This is a genomic window from Mycobacterium sp. SA01, from assembly GCF_041287105.1.
Lineage (GTDB): Bacteria > Actinomycetota > Actinomycetes > Mycobacteriales > Mycobacteriaceae > Mycobacterium.
In genome coordinates this window covers 510,245-523,448 of the sequence record NZ_JBGGNO010000018.1, presented here as the reverse complement: position 1 = coordinate 523,448, position 13,204 = coordinate 510,245, and the positions used below count along the sequence as shown (strand labels likewise).

12 protein-coding genes and 2 pseudogenes are annotated in these 13,204 nt (G+C 67.1%); 8 read left to right on the top strand and 6 right to left on the bottom strand.

Annotated elements, in window-relative coordinates:
• Nucleotides 1-26 precede the first annotated feature (26 nt).
• The 3 genes and pseudogenes from leuC to AB4879_RS15490 all read left to right on the top strand — a co-directional run.
• Nucleotides 27-1,460, top strand: coding sequence for a 3-isopropylmalate dehydratase large subunit (gene leuC / locus AB4879_RS15500; protein WP_370508256.1), 1,434 nt, complete (start codon nt 27-29; stop codon nt 1,458-1,460).
• Nucleotides 1,461-1,479: 19 nt separating this feature from the next.
• Nucleotides 1,480-2,076: a 3-isopropylmalate dehydratase small subunit gene (gene leuD, locus AB4879_RS15495; RefSeq protein WP_370508255.1), complete on the top strand. Its 597-nt coding sequence runs from the start codon at nt 1,480-1,482 to the stop codon at nt 2,074-2,076.
• Between the two features lie 199 nt (nt 2,077-2,275).
• Nucleotides 2,276-2,752, top strand: a pseudogene (locus AB4879_RS15490) (HU family DNA-binding protein); the annotation flags it as partial.
• Nucleotides 2,753-2,831: 79 nt separating this feature from the next.
• Here AB4879_RS15490 and AB4879_RS15485 read toward each other — a convergent pair.
• The 3 genes and pseudogenes from AB4879_RS15485 to cofC form a co-directional block, all read right to left on the bottom strand.
• On the bottom strand, nt 2,832-3,797 hold the full coding sequence (locus AB4879_RS15485) for a bifunctional NUDIX hydrolase/histidine phosphatase family protein (RefSeq protein WP_036339150.1): 966 nt from the start codon (nt 3,795-3,797) through the stop codon (nt 2,832-2,834).
• 70 nt (nt 3,798-3,867) lie between these two features.
• A pseudogene (locus AB4879_RS15480) lies at nt 3,868-6,046 on the bottom strand (RNA degradosome polyphosphate kinase).
• Nucleotides 6,047-6,106: 60 nt separating this feature from the next.
• On the bottom strand, nt 6,107-6,745 hold the full coding sequence (cofC, locus tag AB4879_RS15475; protein WP_370508254.1) for a 2-phospho-L-lactate guanylyltransferase: 639 nt from the start codon (nt 6,743-6,745) through the stop codon (nt 6,107-6,109).
• A gap of 75 nt (nt 6,746-6,820) precedes the next feature.
• Here cofC and AB4879_RS15470 point away from each other — a divergent pair, with 75 nt between their 5' ends.
• The 3 genes from AB4879_RS15470 to AB4879_RS15460 are packed head-to-tail and all read left to right on the top strand — an operon-like array spanning nt 6,821 to nt 10,099.
• Nucleotides 6,821-7,831 (top strand): NAD(P)H-dependent glycerol-3-phosphate dehydrogenase, encoded by a 1,011-nt coding sequence (locus AB4879_RS15470; RefSeq protein ID WP_199189847.1) that lies wholly within the window; start codon nt 6,821-6,823, stop codon nt 7,829-7,831.
• Complete coding sequence (locus AB4879_RS15465) at nt 7,828-8,937, top strand: cystathionine gamma-lyase (protein WP_036339138.1); 1,110 nt, start codon at nt 7,828-7,830, stop codon at nt 8,935-8,937. The genes AB4879_RS15470 and AB4879_RS15465 overlap by 4 nt, the downstream gene beginning before the upstream one ends.
• 58 nt (nt 8,938-8,995) lie before the next feature.
• Nucleotides 8,996-10,099 (top strand): D-alanine--D-alanine ligase family protein, encoded by a 1,104-nt coding sequence (locus tag AB4879_RS15460; RefSeq protein WP_370508253.1) that lies wholly within the window; start codon nt 8,996-8,998, stop codon nt 10,097-10,099.
• A 1-nt stretch (nt 10,100) separates the two neighbouring features.
• Here the strand turns inward: AB4879_RS15460 and AB4879_RS15455 are convergent, their stop codons facing one another.
• Complete coding sequence (locus AB4879_RS15455; protein ID WP_370508252.1) at nt 10,101-10,667, bottom strand: DUF3515 domain-containing protein; 567 nt, start codon at nt 10,665-10,667, stop codon at nt 10,101-10,103.
• Entirely contained in the window at nt 10,657-10,893 is a 237-nt protein-coding gene (locus AB4879_RS15450) for an Lrp/AsnC ligand binding domain-containing protein (protein ID WP_102806900.1), read from the bottom strand. The genes AB4879_RS15455 and AB4879_RS15450 overlap by 11 nt, the downstream gene beginning before the upstream one ends.
• A gap of 132 nt (nt 10,894-11,025) precedes the next feature.
• Here AB4879_RS15450 and AB4879_RS15445 point away from each other — a divergent pair, with 132 nt between their 5' ends.
• Both AB4879_RS15445 and AB4879_RS15440 read left to right on the top strand, forming a co-directional pair.
• Entirely contained in the window at nt 11,026-11,982 is a 957-nt protein-coding gene (locus AB4879_RS15445) for a thiamine-phosphate kinase (protein ID WP_233209259.1), read from the top strand.
• Between the two features lie 22 nt (nt 11,983-12,004).
• Nucleotides 12,005-12,688, top strand: coding sequence for a uracil-DNA glycosylase (locus AB4879_RS15440; RefSeq protein ID WP_370508251.1), 684 nt, complete (start codon nt 12,005-12,007; stop codon nt 12,686-12,688).
• A 78-nt stretch (nt 12,689-12,766) separates the two neighbouring features.
• Here the strand turns inward: AB4879_RS15440 and rpmB are convergent, their stop codons facing one another.
• Nucleotides 12,767-12,961 carry a 50S ribosomal protein L28 gene (gene rpmB / locus AB4879_RS15435; RefSeq protein ID WP_036339124.1) on the bottom strand — a complete coding sequence of 65 codons (195 nt, stop codon included), beginning with the start codon at nt 12,959-12,961 and terminating at the stop codon, nt 12,767-12,769.
• Nucleotides 12,962-13,204 lie beyond the last annotated feature (243 nt).

Here is a 13,204-nt window from a genome sequence, read left to right as displayed (position 1 = left end):
GGAATCGAGAAGTGAAGTGAGAACCCATGGCTCAGTCCGACAAGCCCAGGACACTGCCCGAGAAGGTGTGGGACGACCACGTGGTGGTCGCCGGAACCGGCACCGGCTCATCACGTGAACCCGACCTGATCTACATCGATCTGCATCTCATCCACGAGGTGACCAGCCCGCAGGCCTTCGACGGGCTGCGGCTGGCGGGTCGTCCGGTGCACCGGCCGGATCTCACGATCGCCACCGAGGACCACAACGTTCCGACGGTCGACATCGACAAGCCGATCGCCGACCCGATCTCTCGGACCCAAGTCGAGACCCTGCGCCACAATTGCGCCGAATTCGGGGTCCGGCTGCATCCGATGGGCGACGCCGAACAGGGCATCGTTCACGTGATGGGGCCCCAACTGGGACTGACCCAGCCCGGCATGACGATCGTGTGCGGGGACAGCCACACCTCCACCCACGGTGCGTTCGGCGCGATCGCGATGGGCATCGGGACGTCCGAAGTCGAGCATGTGCTTGCCACCCAGACACTTCCGCTGCGTCCGTTCAAGACGATGGCGGTCAATGTCGACGGTGCCCTGCCACCGGGAGTGAGTGCCAAGGACATCATCCTGGCCGTGATCGCCAAGATCGGCACCGGCGGCGGTCAGGGTTACGTCATCGAATATCGGGGCAGCACCATCGAATCGCTGTCGATGGAAAGCCGGATGACGATCTGCAATATGAGTATCGAGGCCGGTGCCCGTGCCGGGTTGGTGGCACCGGATGAGACGACCTATGAGTTCCTGCGAGGCCGTCCTTACGCGCCGACCGGTGCGGACTGGGATGCCGCCGTCACCGCGTGGGAGGCGCTGAAGACCGACGAGGGTGCCGAATTCGACACCGAGGTCTACATCGACGCGACGACGCTGAGCCCCTTCGTCACGTGGGGCACGAACCCCGGCCAGGGTGTTCCGCTGGCCGACTCGGTACCCGATCCCGAGTTGATGACCAGCGATGGCGACCGGCAGGCCGCCGAGAAGGCGTTGGCATACATGGACCTTCGGGCGGGCATGCCGATGCGTGAGGTGGCCGTCGACGCCGTCTTCGTCGGGTCGTGCACGAACGGGCGCATCGAGGATCTGCGGGTGGTGGCCGACGTGCTGCGTGGCCGCAAGGTCGCCGACGGGGTGCGCATGCTGATCGTGCCGGGGTCGATGCGGGTGCGTGCACAGGCCGAAAGTGAAGGGCTGGGCGAGATCTTCACCGCCGCCGGTGCCGATTGGCGCCAGGCGGGCTGCTCGATGTGCCTGGGCATGAACCCCGATCAGCTGGCGCCGGGGGAGCGTTGTGCGTCGACGTCCAACCGGAATTTCGAAGGCCGGCAGGGCAAGGGCGGGCGGACACATCTCGTTTCGCCCGCGGTTGCGGCTGCGACCGCAGTGCGCGGAACGCTGTCCTCGCCTGCCGATCTCGAAAAATAGACCTGCTAAGGAGAACACGATGGATGCATTTCACACCCACACCGGCATCGGTGTTCCGCTGCGACGATCCAATGTCGACACCGACCAGATCATTCCGGCGGTGTATTTGAAGCGGGTAACCAGAACGGGTTTCGAGGATGGTTTGTTCGCCGCGTGGCGCAACGATCCCTCATTCGTGCTGAATCTGAGCCCCTTCGACCGGGGTTCGGTTCTGGTGGCCGGACCGGACTTCGGCACCGGCTCGTCGCGTGAGCATGCGGTCTGGGCGCTGATGGACTTCGGCTTCCGGGTCGTCATCTCATCCCGTTTCGCCGACATCTTTCGCGGCAACGCCGGCAAGGCCGGGCTGCTGGCGGCCGAAGTCGCTCAAGATGAGGTTGAACTTTTGTGGAAGCTCATCGAGCAGAATCCTGGGCTGGAACTGACTGTGAATCTTCAAGATCGAAATATCACCGCGGGAACAGCAGTGGTGCCGTTCACGATTGACGATTACACGGCGTGGAGGCTGCTGGAAGGTCTTGACGATATCGGCCTTACGCTGCGGAAACGCGATCAGATCGCAGCCTTCGAGGAGTCCCGTCCGAGTTGGAAGCCGCGCATTACGACACCGTCCTGAACGACGCGGAACGCCGAAATCCCGCGCCAAAAAGGGGGTTCGGACGACCTGAAATCACCGCCCTAGGGCGGCAAGCGGATTGCTGAAATCCTCCTAAGTAAAGCCTGAAATTGGGCGTGGCTCTTGGAAATCTGCAGCTCTTGGGTTTACCGTGTTCTGCAGTCGGTCCAAAGTGGACCACTGGCTTCGGAGGAATTGAATGAACAAAGCAGAGCTCATCGACGTACTCACGGAGAAATTGGGCTCAGATCGTCGGCAGGCAACCCTGGCGGTGGAGAACGTCGTCGACACCATTGTGCGCGCGGTGCACAAGGGCGACAGCGTGACCATCACGGGCTTCGGCGTTTTCGAGCAGCGGCGTCGTGCCGCTCGTGTGGCGCGTAACCCGCGCACCGGCGAAACCGTCAAAGTGAAGCCGACTTCCGTTCCCGCTTTCCGTCCCGGCGCTCAGTTCAAGGCCGTCGTCTCTGGTTCACAGAAGCTTCCTTCGGAGGGCCCCGCCGTCAAGCGCGGTGCCGTCGGCGGACCCGTCAAGAAGGCGGCGGCCAAGAAGGCCGTTCGCAAGGCGGTCGTGAAGAAGGCTGCTACCAAGGCTCCGGCCAAGAAGGCTGCTCCGGCCAAGAAGGCCGCGCCCGCCAAGAAGGCTGCACCGGCCAAGAAGGCTCCGGCCAAGAAGGCTCCGGCCAAAAAGGGCCGTCGCTAAATAGCTGAAGTTGAATACGCCGCGGGCTCAATGCCCGCGGCGTATTCGCGTGTCAGGGGCGTGTTGCCAGTGGACTGTCGATGTAGTCGGCGGCCACGACCTGGTCGCCGGTCAGTGACAGCACCCAGGTGCTGCCCTTGCGGTTACGCGATTTGTCCGGCTTGTCGGTACCGCGCCACCACGCCAGCAGGTAGGGAATCACCTTGCCCTGCGTGCAGATGACCGGTGTCCCGCCCTGCGCGGCGATCTTGATGATGCGATTGTGCGCGGCGTCGGGATCGGCGGCGTACGCCTCTTCGGTGAGGCTGGTCTCGGCGGAGATCGTCACGCCGAGTTCCTGCGCCAGCGGTTCGACTGTCTGGAAGCAGCGAGCCCGGTCGGCCGCGTAGACGTCGGTGGCCCCGAATGCCATCAGCTGGCCGGCCAACGATTCCGCTTGCGCCCGACCATTCTTGTCCAGTGGCCGGCTGCGGTCGTCGTCCTTATAGCGGGACTTGATGCCCGCGGTTCCGTGCCGGACGATCAAGACCGTCGTGGTGTCGGCGGGTTGTTTGGCGAACGCCTTCAGCACTTCCCGGTCGTGCGGGTAGGTGAGGCGCTGCGCCGCCTCGGCGACCGGCAGCCACTCCATCAGGTCGACTTCGGCGTTGGGCGTGAATTCGCCGCCCAGCGCCCGCGCCGTCCAGTAGTGAACGATCTTGGTCCCCTGCGGGATCGGGTAGTGCGTCTGGATCAGGCGCCGGCCCAGCTGAGACCGCTGACCGGTTTCCTCCCAGATCTCGCGTACTGCGGCGATGGGTTCGTTTTCGCCCGGATCCACTTTCCCTTTGGGGAGCGACCAGTCGTCGTAGCGCGGCCGATGAATTACTGCGACGTGCAGCTCGCCCGTCTCGGGATCGTGTCGCCACAGCGCCGCACCGGCGGCGATCACCCGACGCTTGAGTGTCTTGCTTTTCTTTGTCGCTGACTTGTTGGTCGATTTGGTCCTCGAGCTGTCACGTGACGTTCTCTTGGCCACGTCAACTCCCGCAAATCATTTCGGGGCCCTGTTCGGGACCGGATCTGGTGGGTCGCAACGGCGAAGGCACTCAGCGCTGCCGATGACGTTCCATCAGCCACACCTGATGGTCTCGGACTTGCCTGCCGTCTTGCGGCGCCGCGGTCCAGTGCCCCTCGGGTCCCAGCTCCCAGCATCGCGTCGACGGATCCATCGCCGATTCGAAGATCTCATCGAGATGCGCAGTGAGCCGGGGATCTTTCACCTGCGCCATCACCTCGACGCGCCGGTCGAGATTGCGATGCATCATGTCGGCGCTGCCGATGAAGAACTCGTTGATCGCATTGAAATGGAAGATCCGCGAATGCTCCAGAAACCGGCCGAGTATCGAACGCACGACGATGTTCTCGGAGAAACCCTGGGCACCCGGCTTGAGGGCGCAGATGCCGCGCACGACCACCTCGACGCGGACGCCGGCCTGCGATGCGCGGTACAGCGCGTCGATGACCTGTTCGTCGACAAGGGCGTTGGCCTTCAGCCGAATCCGGCCGCTCTCACCCTGGCGGTGCGCGTCGATCTCGCGCTCGATGCGCTCGATGATGCCCTTGCGCACCCCGTGCGGGGCGACCAGCAGGTTGCGGTAGCTGACCTTGCGGGAGTAGCCGGTCAGCGAGTTGAACAGATCCGTCAGGTCCGCGCCGATGTCGGGCGCGGCGGTGATCAAGCCGACGTCCTCATACAGCCGCGCGGTTTTCGGGTTGTAGTTCCCGGTGCCGATATGGCAGTAGCGACGGATCGTCGAGCCCTCGCGGCGCACCACCAGGCAGGTCTTGCAGTGGGTCTTCAACCCGATCAGCCCGTAAACGACATGCACGCCCGCATCTTCCAGCGTGCGGGCCCACTTGATGTTGGCCTGCTCGTCGAAGCGCGCCTTCAGTTCCACCAGGGCGACCACCTGCTTGCCCGCCTGGGCCGCGTCGATGAGCGCGTTGACGATGGGGGAGTCACCGGAGGTCCGGTACAGCGTCTGCTTGATGGCCAACACATTCGGGTCGGCGGCGGCCTGCTCGATGAAGCGCTGCACGCTCGTCGAGAACGAGTCGTACGGATGGTGCACCAGCACGTCACCGTCGCGCAGCGTGGAGAAGATGCTCTTGGGTGTCTCCCGCTCGGCGAACGCGGGATGGGTGGCCGGCACGAACGGGCGATCCTTGAGCGCCGGCCGGTCGACGTCGTACACCTGCCACAGCGACGAAAGATCCAGCAGCCCCGGCACCTGCACCACATCGCCGGGGTGGACGTCGAGCTCGCGGAGCAGCAGTTCGAGCATGTGCTCGGTCATGTCGTCGGCGACTTCGAGGCGCACCGGAGAACCGAAGCGCCGTCGCGCCAGTTCACGTTCGAGCGCCTGAAGCAGATCTTCGTCGCGGTCTTCCTCGACCTGCATATCGGCGTTGCGGGTGATGCGGAAGACGTGATGCTCGACGATCTCCATGCCGGGGAACAACACCGGAAGGAATGCCGCGATGAGTTCCTCGGTGGGCAGGAACCGGACGACGTCGTTATCTCCGTTGGTGCCCTTGAGAACAACGAAACGGTCGACGTTGTCGGGAACCTTGATGCGGGCGAAGTGTTCGCCACCGTCGTCGGGCGACTTCACGGTGATCGCCAAGTTGAGGCTCAGCCCGCTGACGAACGGGAACGGATGCGCGGGGTCGACGGCGAGCGGGGTGAGAACCGGGAACACCTGCTCGTGGAAGTACGTCGAGAGCTCACTGCGTTCGGCGTCGGTCAGGTCCGCCCACGTGACGATGTGGATTCCCTCGTCGGCCAACGCCGGCCGCACCGATTGGATGAAGACCTCGGCTTGGCGCAACGAGATCTGGCGCGTGCGTTCGCCGATCCGGCGCAGCTGTTCGCGCGGCGACAGCCCGTCGGCCGAACGCACGGACAACCCCATCTCGTCGCGGCGCTTGAGCCCGGCCACCCGGACCATGTAGAACTCGTCGAGATTGGACGCGAAGATCGCCAGGAACTTCGCCCGCTCCAGCAGAGCCAGCGAGGTGTCGGCCGCCAGCGCCAGCACGCGGGCGTTGAAATCCAGCCAGCTCAGCTCGCGGTTGAGGTACCGGTCCTCGGGCAGTGCATTTTCGACGGCGGCAGCCGTGGCCGCCGGCGGGGCCTCCGGCGCTGCGTCGCCGGGCTGCCAGCCGTCGTCCGTCGATCGCGCATCGGTTTCCATGTCCGTCACGCTTCCGATCATCCCCCATCCGCGAAGCGCGCGGACCGAGGCAGGCAGAAGTTGCTGCCCGTTCAAGCGTTGTTAACCGTCAGTGGTGGCTGATTGCCCTGGTCGTCGCCGCCCCGACACCCAGCAGTCGCGCCGCCTCGAGGTCCTCGATGGTGTCGATGTCACAGCGCAGTCCCGGCCATGCGCCGGTCAGTTCGACGGCGCCGGAGTCGCGGTGCAGACGGGCCGAATCGCGGCCGAGCAGTGGGTCCAGCGGGGCCCCGAACGCGAACAGGGCCGCGGTACCTGTGCCGGGACGGTCGGGGACGAAACTGCGCCGGTGCGCCCGGGCGTGCGCCACCGCGTCGGTGAGTTCGTGCGTCTGCAGTGCGGGTAAATCCCCTTGCAGCACAACAGTATTGGCCGTTCTTCTGCTGACCTCTGCCCAGGCGAATCGCACTGCGGTGTTCAACGGGTCGGGCTCGGTCGGCGGCGTCGCGTCGAACAGCACGTCCGCGCCGAGCTCACGGGCGGCGGTGGCCGCCGTGTCGTCGGGGGTGACCACGGTGATCGACGCGACGGCGCTGGCCGCACGGGCCGCGGTGATGGTGTCGATCAGCATCGCGAGCACCACCTGCTCGCGGATATTCGCCGAGAACACCGGACTGAGTCTGGTCTTGGCGGCCGTGAGGCGTTTCACCGCAATGATGACGCCGAGGTCCGCGCTCATGTTCACCATCCTTCCAGCGTCGTTCGGGTCTCTCGCATTCCTGGCCGGCGAGCAGTCGCGGCGGCGTGGGCTACGTTAATGACCATGACCAGCACGGTGGGCACCGCCGCGGTGATGGGCGCCGGCGCCTGGGGAACCGCACTGGCCAAGGTTCTGGCCGATGCCGGCTCCGAGGTCCGGTTGTGGTCTCGTCGCGCGGAAGTCGCCGAGGCGATCAACACCACACACGCCAACCCCGGATACCTGCCCGACATCGCGCTGCCGACCACGATCCGCGCCACCACCGATGCCGCCGAGGCCCTCGACGGGCTGACCACAGTGCTGCTCGCCGTGCCCGCGCAGACCTTGCGCACCAACCTCGAACAGTGGCGTGGCCTGATCGCCGACGGCGCCACCTTGGTCAGCCTGGCCAAGGGCATCGAATTGGGCAGCCTGATGCGAATGAGCCAGGTCATTGTTCAGGTCACAGGCGTCGACCCCAGCCAGGTGGCCGTCGTCTCGGGCCCGAATCTGGCTGACGAGATCGCGCAAGGCCAGCCCGCCGCGACGGTGGTGGCCGCCACCGACTCCGGCCGCGCGATCACCTTGCAGCGCTCACTGAGCACGGGCTACTTCCGCCCGTACACGAACGCCGACGTCATCGGCACCGAGATCGGCGGTGCGTGCAAGAACGTCATCGCGCTGGCCTGCGGCATGGCCGCCGGAGTGGGACTCGGGGAGAACACCGCTGCGGCGATCATCACCCGCGGTCTGGCCGAGATCATGCGACTGGGCATCGCCGTGGGCGCCAAGACCGCGACGCTGGCCGGCCTTGCCGGCGTGGGCGACCTGGTCGCCACCTGCACGTCGCCGCACTCGCGCAACCGCAGTTTCGGTGAGCGCCTCGGGCGGGGCGGCACCATGGAGGCCGCCCAACTGGCCGCCGGCGGGCACGTTGCCGAAGGCGTCACCTCATGCGAATCGATCCTGGCGCTGGCGTCGAGCTATGACGTCGAGATGCCGCTGACCGATGCGGTCCACCAGGTGTGCCACAAGGGATTGTCCGTCGACCAGGCGGTGGCGCTGTTGTTGGGCCGCAGCACCAAACCGGAATGACCGACCGCTACGGCGACTCGACCCGCGCCGTCAAAGCTGTGAGTTCCCTGCCGATTCCGGGAGATCCGATTCAGCCGGGTCCGGTTCCGGCGTCGGCGTACCACCTCTCCGACGACGAGGGCAGCGAACAGAACACCTACGGTCGCGCCACCAACCCCACCTGGCGGCAGCTCGAGTCGGCACTGGCCGAGCTCGAAGGGGCCGCGGCGGCCTTGACTTTCGGCTCCGGGATGGCGGCGATCACCGCCGCGCTGCGTGTGATGGCCAAACCCGGATCAGTACTGGTCGTCCCGGCCGACGGCTACTACCAGGTGCGCCGCTACGCCGCGGAATATCTTGCTCCGCAAGGGATCACCGTTCACGAGGCCGATGCCGAGCAGATCTACCAGGCCGCCGGAAGCGCCGACGTGGTGCTGGCGGAGACCCCGACCAATCCGGCGCTGGATGTTGTGGACCTGCGCCGGCTTGCCCAGATCTGCCGGCAGCGCGGTGCGCGGCTGCTGGTGGATAACACCACCGCGACGCCGCTGGGTCAGCAACCGCTGGCGCTGGGCGCCGATCTGGTGGTGGCCAGCGCCACCAAAGCCCTGTCGGGCCACAGCGATCTGCTGGCCGGGTACATCGCCGGCACCGATCCCGACCTGATGGCCGCACTGGAGCGCGAGCGGCTGCTGTCCGGGGCGATCCTGGGGTCGTTCGAAGCGTGGCTGGTGCTGCGCAGCCTCGGCAGCCTCGGCCTGCGCTTCGACCGGCAATGCCGCAACGCCCTCGCGCTGGCCGGCGCGCTGGCCAGCCACCCGCGCGTCCGCTCGGTGCGCCACCCGGGATTGCCCGACGACCCGTCCCACCCGGTGGCCGCCGCGCAGATGCGGCGTTTCGGGGGATTGGTGTCGTTCGAACTCGCCGACGCGCGCGCCGTCCACGCCCTGGTGCAGCGCAGCGACCTGCTGGTGGCCGCGACCAGCTTCGGCGGGATCCACACCTGCGTCGACCGTCGGGCCCGGTGGGGCGACCCCGTGGCCGGCGGCTTCGCCCGGATCTCAGCAGGCATCGAGGACACCGACGACCTGGTCGCCGACGTCCTCGCAGCCCTCGGCGCCGGATAGTCACTGCTCACAGCGCCAGATCGTGCTCATACCGGCTGGGCTGTAGCCTCTCTAGTTTGTGACTTCTCGTATCCGCGTCGCCGTCGTCTACGGGGGCCGCAGCTCCGAGCACGCGATCTCCTGCGTATCGGCCGGAAGCATCCTGCGGAACCTCGACCCGGAGCGGTTCGAAGTCGTCGCCGTGGGCATCACCCCGGAGGGCTCCTGGGTGCTGACCGACGGCAAGCCGGAAACCCTGGCCATCACCGACCGGCGGCTGCCGGAGGTCAGGGGTGACTCCGGCACGGCGCTGGCGTTGCCTGCCGACCCGCAGCGGCACGGTGAGCTGGTGTCGTTGGGTCAAGCCGCCGGTGAGGTGCTGACATCGGTCGACGTCGTCTTCCCGATCCTGCACGGGCCGTACGGCGAAGACGGCACCATCCAGGGTCTGCTCGAATTGGCGGGCGTGCCGTACGTGGGTGCCGGCGTGCTGGCCAGTGCGGCCGGCATGGACAAGGAGTTCACCAAGAAGCTGCTGGCCGCCGATGGTCTTCCGATCGGTGATCACGTGGTGCTGCGGCCGCAGGAGAAGGCGCCCACGCTCGATGACATCATGCGCCTTGGCTTTCCGATGTTCGTCAAACCCGCGCGCGGTGGGTCCTCGATCGGGGTGAACCGGGTGATGAGCCCCGACGAGCTGCCAGCGGCGATCGCCGATGCGCGCACACACGATCCCAAGGTCATCATCGAAGCCGCGATCGAAGGCCGTGAGCTCGAGTGTGGTGTCCTCGAATTCCCGGACGGCTCAGTGAAAGCCAGCGCGATCGGGGAGATCCGGGTCGCCGGCATCGCGGGCCGCGAAGACGGCTTCTACGACTTCGCCACCAAATACCTGGACGACGGCGCCGAACTCGACGTCCCCGCGAAGGTCGACGAAGACGTGGCAGAGGAACTGCGGCACTTGGCAATTCGGACCTTCAAGGCTCTGGACTGCCAGGGTCTGGCGCGAGTGGACTTCTTCCTCACCGAGGACGGCCCGGTGGTCAACGAGATCAACACGATGCCCGGGTTCACCACGATCTCGATGTATCCGCGGATGTGGGCGGCCAGCGGCATCGACTACCCGACGCTGGTCGGCACCATGGTGGAGACGGCGTTGGCGCGCGGAACCGGTCTTCGCTGACTCAGCGAGGCGGGTTGGGGTCGATCGGAACCGAAGGCAACGTCCGCGCGATCACATCCGACAACGCCTGAATGGGCGTGGGGCCAGACTCTTTCGGCAGGGTGAGTGCCAGGTAGACCGGGCGGTCCACGGTGACCCAGGTGCTGCGGTCGGTCTGGGGATCCTCGAGCTGGAACCATTGAACCGCGTTGACCAGCTGGATGGGGGAGCCCACCATGAACTCCGCGGGCCGGTCGATGCCACATCGCAGGATGACCGGGTAATTGTCGGCCGCCCCACGCCAGGCCGCTGCGCCGGGCGGCACCGGGTCGGCCGCCGCCACCCGATGGAATTCACCGAGGTTCTCCGGCAATGCGCCCATCAGACTCCGGCAGCTCGGTGAATCCGCCTGCGGCGCTGGGGCGGCGGCGATGACCACGGGCTGGACCGGAGCTTTGCGGGTGGCCGCGATCGCGAGCACGGCGCCGATCGCCACCACCGCCACGATCACCGCGGCGATCAGGAAGGCGCGGGGCGGTCCGTCCCCGGTGCTGTCCTCGCTGGCGATGGGAAGTGGCTCAGTCGGCATCGGCGATAGGGCAGGTGAGGGTCCGGGTGATCCCCGCGATCTGCTGAACGCTGGGCACCACGGAGGCGGCCAGATCATCCTTGGTGGCCGAGGCGACTCGGACCACCACGTCATAGGGACCGGTCACATACTCGGCGGACAGTACGCCCGGCAGTGCGGCCACCTGCTTGGCGACGACCTCGGCGCGGCCGACCTCGGTCTGGATCAGCATGTACGCCTCCACCACCCGTCGCCTCCTCTCGATGGCCGCCCGCATGCGGCGCCGCCCTAGACTGGCATGTCCGGGTGCCGGCAAGGCCCCAACGTACCGCAGGTTGCCGTGCCGATCAGCCTGGGCGACGGGAGGAGGGCAGACCTCGTGGCCGACGGTGGCGACCCCACATTGCGCCAGCTCGGCGAGTTCCCGGTGATCGACCGCCTGGTCGCCGGACGTCGTCAACCCGCGATCGTGACGGTTGGGCCGGGAGACGACGCCGCGGTGGTGGCGATGCCGGACGGTCGCGTCGTCGTGAGCACCGACATGCTGGTCGAGGGGCGCCACTTCCGGCTGGATTGGTCCACTCCGCAGGAGGTCGGCCGAAAAGCCATCGCGCAGAACGCCGCCGACATCGAATCGATGGGCGCGCGGGTCAGCGCGTTCGTCGTCGCGTTCGGCGCCCCGCCCGACACCCCGGCGGTGCGGGCGCAGGAGTTGGCCGACGGAATGTGGCTGGAGGCCGGTCCGCTGGGCGCCGGGATCGTCGGCGGTGATCTGGTCGCCAGCCCGCAGTGGGTGGTCTCGGTGACCGCGTTCGGTGATCTGGCCGGCCGGCCACCGGTACTGCGCAGCGGCGCGCGAGCGGGATCGGTGGTTGCCGTCAGCGGTGAGCTGGGCCGCTCGGCCGCCGGATATCTGCTGTGCCACAAGGGGATTGCCGGTTTCGGCGAGCTGCGGGAGCGGCACCTGGTGCCGCGTCCACCCTATGGGCAGGGCATTGTGGCAGCGGACGCCGGCGCGCAGGCGATGACCGACGTCTCCGACGGGCTGCTCGCCGATCTCGGCCACATCGCCCACGACTCCGGTGTCCTCATCGACCTCGCCGCGGACGCGCTGCGACCCGACGTCGACGCCGTCACCGCCGCGGCCGCGGCGGCCGGTGCCGATCCGCAGGCGTTGGTGCTCTCCGGTGGCGAAGATCACGCCCTCGTCGCGTGTTTCCCCGCAGCCGTTCCGCCCGGCTGGCGGGTGATCGGCACCGTGCGAGACGGCACGCCCGGCGTGCTGGTCGACGGGCTCAGATGGGAAGGCGCGGCGGGTTGGCAATCCTTCGACTGACGGCTCGCGTTAGGTTACGTCGGTGACGACCACCGCCCGGCCGCTGGCCGAACTCGTCGACGAAGGCTGGGCGCAGGCGCTCGCCCCGGTCAGTGACCAGATCACCCAGATGGGCCAATTTCTGCGCGATGAGATCGCCGCCGGCAGAAACTACTTGCCCGCAGGCCAGAACGTGCTGCGCGCCTTCACCTTTCCGTTCAGCGAGGTGCGGGTGCTGATCGTCGGCCAGGACCCGTACCCCACGCCGGGACACGCGGTGGGTCTGAGCTTCTCGGTGGCCCCCGACGTGCGACCGGTGCCGCGCAGCCTGGCCAACATCTTCACCGAGTACACCGCGGACCTCGGCCACCCACCGCCGTCGACGGGTGATCTGACGCCGTGGTCGCAGCGTGGTGTCATGCTGCTGAACAGGGTGCTGACGGTGCGGCCGGGAACCCCGGCATCGCATCGGGGGAAAGGTTGGGAGGCCGTCACCGAATGCGCGATCCGCGCGCTGGTGGCGCGCGATCAACCGTTGGTGGCGATCTTGTGGGGACGGGATGCCTCGACGCTCAAGCCGATGCTGGGTAGCGCGCAGGCGATCGAATCTCCGCATCCGTCGCCGCTGTCGGCGTCACGGGGGTTCTTCGGATCACGGCCGTTCAGCCGGGCCAACGAACTGCTGGCCGGGATGGGTGCCGACCCGATCGACTGGCGACTGCCTTAACGCACGGCCAGATCGAGGTTTCGCGGGGAACGTCTCGAACTTCTCCGCCCACACGTCGGTGTGGGCGCACGAGCGGGATTAACCGCGGCTGACCTTGCCGGCCTTCAGGCAGGAGGTGCAGACATTCACGCGGTGCTTGTTGCCGCCGGGGCGGCTCACGGCGCGCACGGTCTGGATGTTCGGGTTCCAGCGACGGCTGGTCCGGCGATGGGAATGCGACACCGACTTGCCGAAGCCGGGGCCCTTTCCGCAGACGTCGCACACGGCAGCCATGTAGAACTCCTCTATCGAACGTGTTCCTGGGGGCCAACGACCGAAACGGGTGACCCGACAACCTGACTAGGATAGCCGTCCGGTGAACCGAACGCCAAAATGCGCCGCTGCAACGCCCGGACGACGCCCTCTGCGGCCAGCTGACCTGCAGTGATCCGGCCATCCCACGGTCCTGCGCCGCGGCGGCATCGCGGTGTCGGGTGGACTGGATAGGCTGGCGCGACGACGCCGTGTGGTGGCCAG

Coding starts and splice junctions, on each gene's coding strand:
- leuC (WP_370508256.1), top strand. CDS start 27: ATGGCTCAGTCCGACAAGCCCAGGACACTGCCCGAGAAGGTGTGGGAC.
- leuD (WP_370508255.1), top strand. CDS start 1,480: ATGGATGCATTTCACACCCACACCGGCATCGGTGTTCCGCTGCGACGA.
- cofC (WP_370508254.1), bottom strand. CDS start 6,745: ATGGTGAACATGAGCGCGGACCTCGGCGTCATCATTGCGGTGAAACGC.
- AB4879_RS15470 (WP_199189847.1), top strand. CDS start 6,821: ATGACCAGCACGGTGGGCACCGCCGCGGTGATGGGCGCCGGCGCCTGG.
- AB4879_RS15465 (WP_036339138.1), top strand. CDS start 7,828: ATGACCGACCGCTACGGCGACTCGACCCGCGCCGTCAAAGCTGTGAGT.
- AB4879_RS15455 (WP_370508252.1), bottom strand. CDS start 10,667: ATGCCGACTGAGCCACTTCCCATCGCCAGCGAGGACAGCACCGGGGAC.
- rpmB (WP_036339124.1), bottom strand. CDS start 12,961: ATGGCTGCCGTGTGCGACGTCTGCGGAAAGGGCCCCGGCTTCGGCAAG.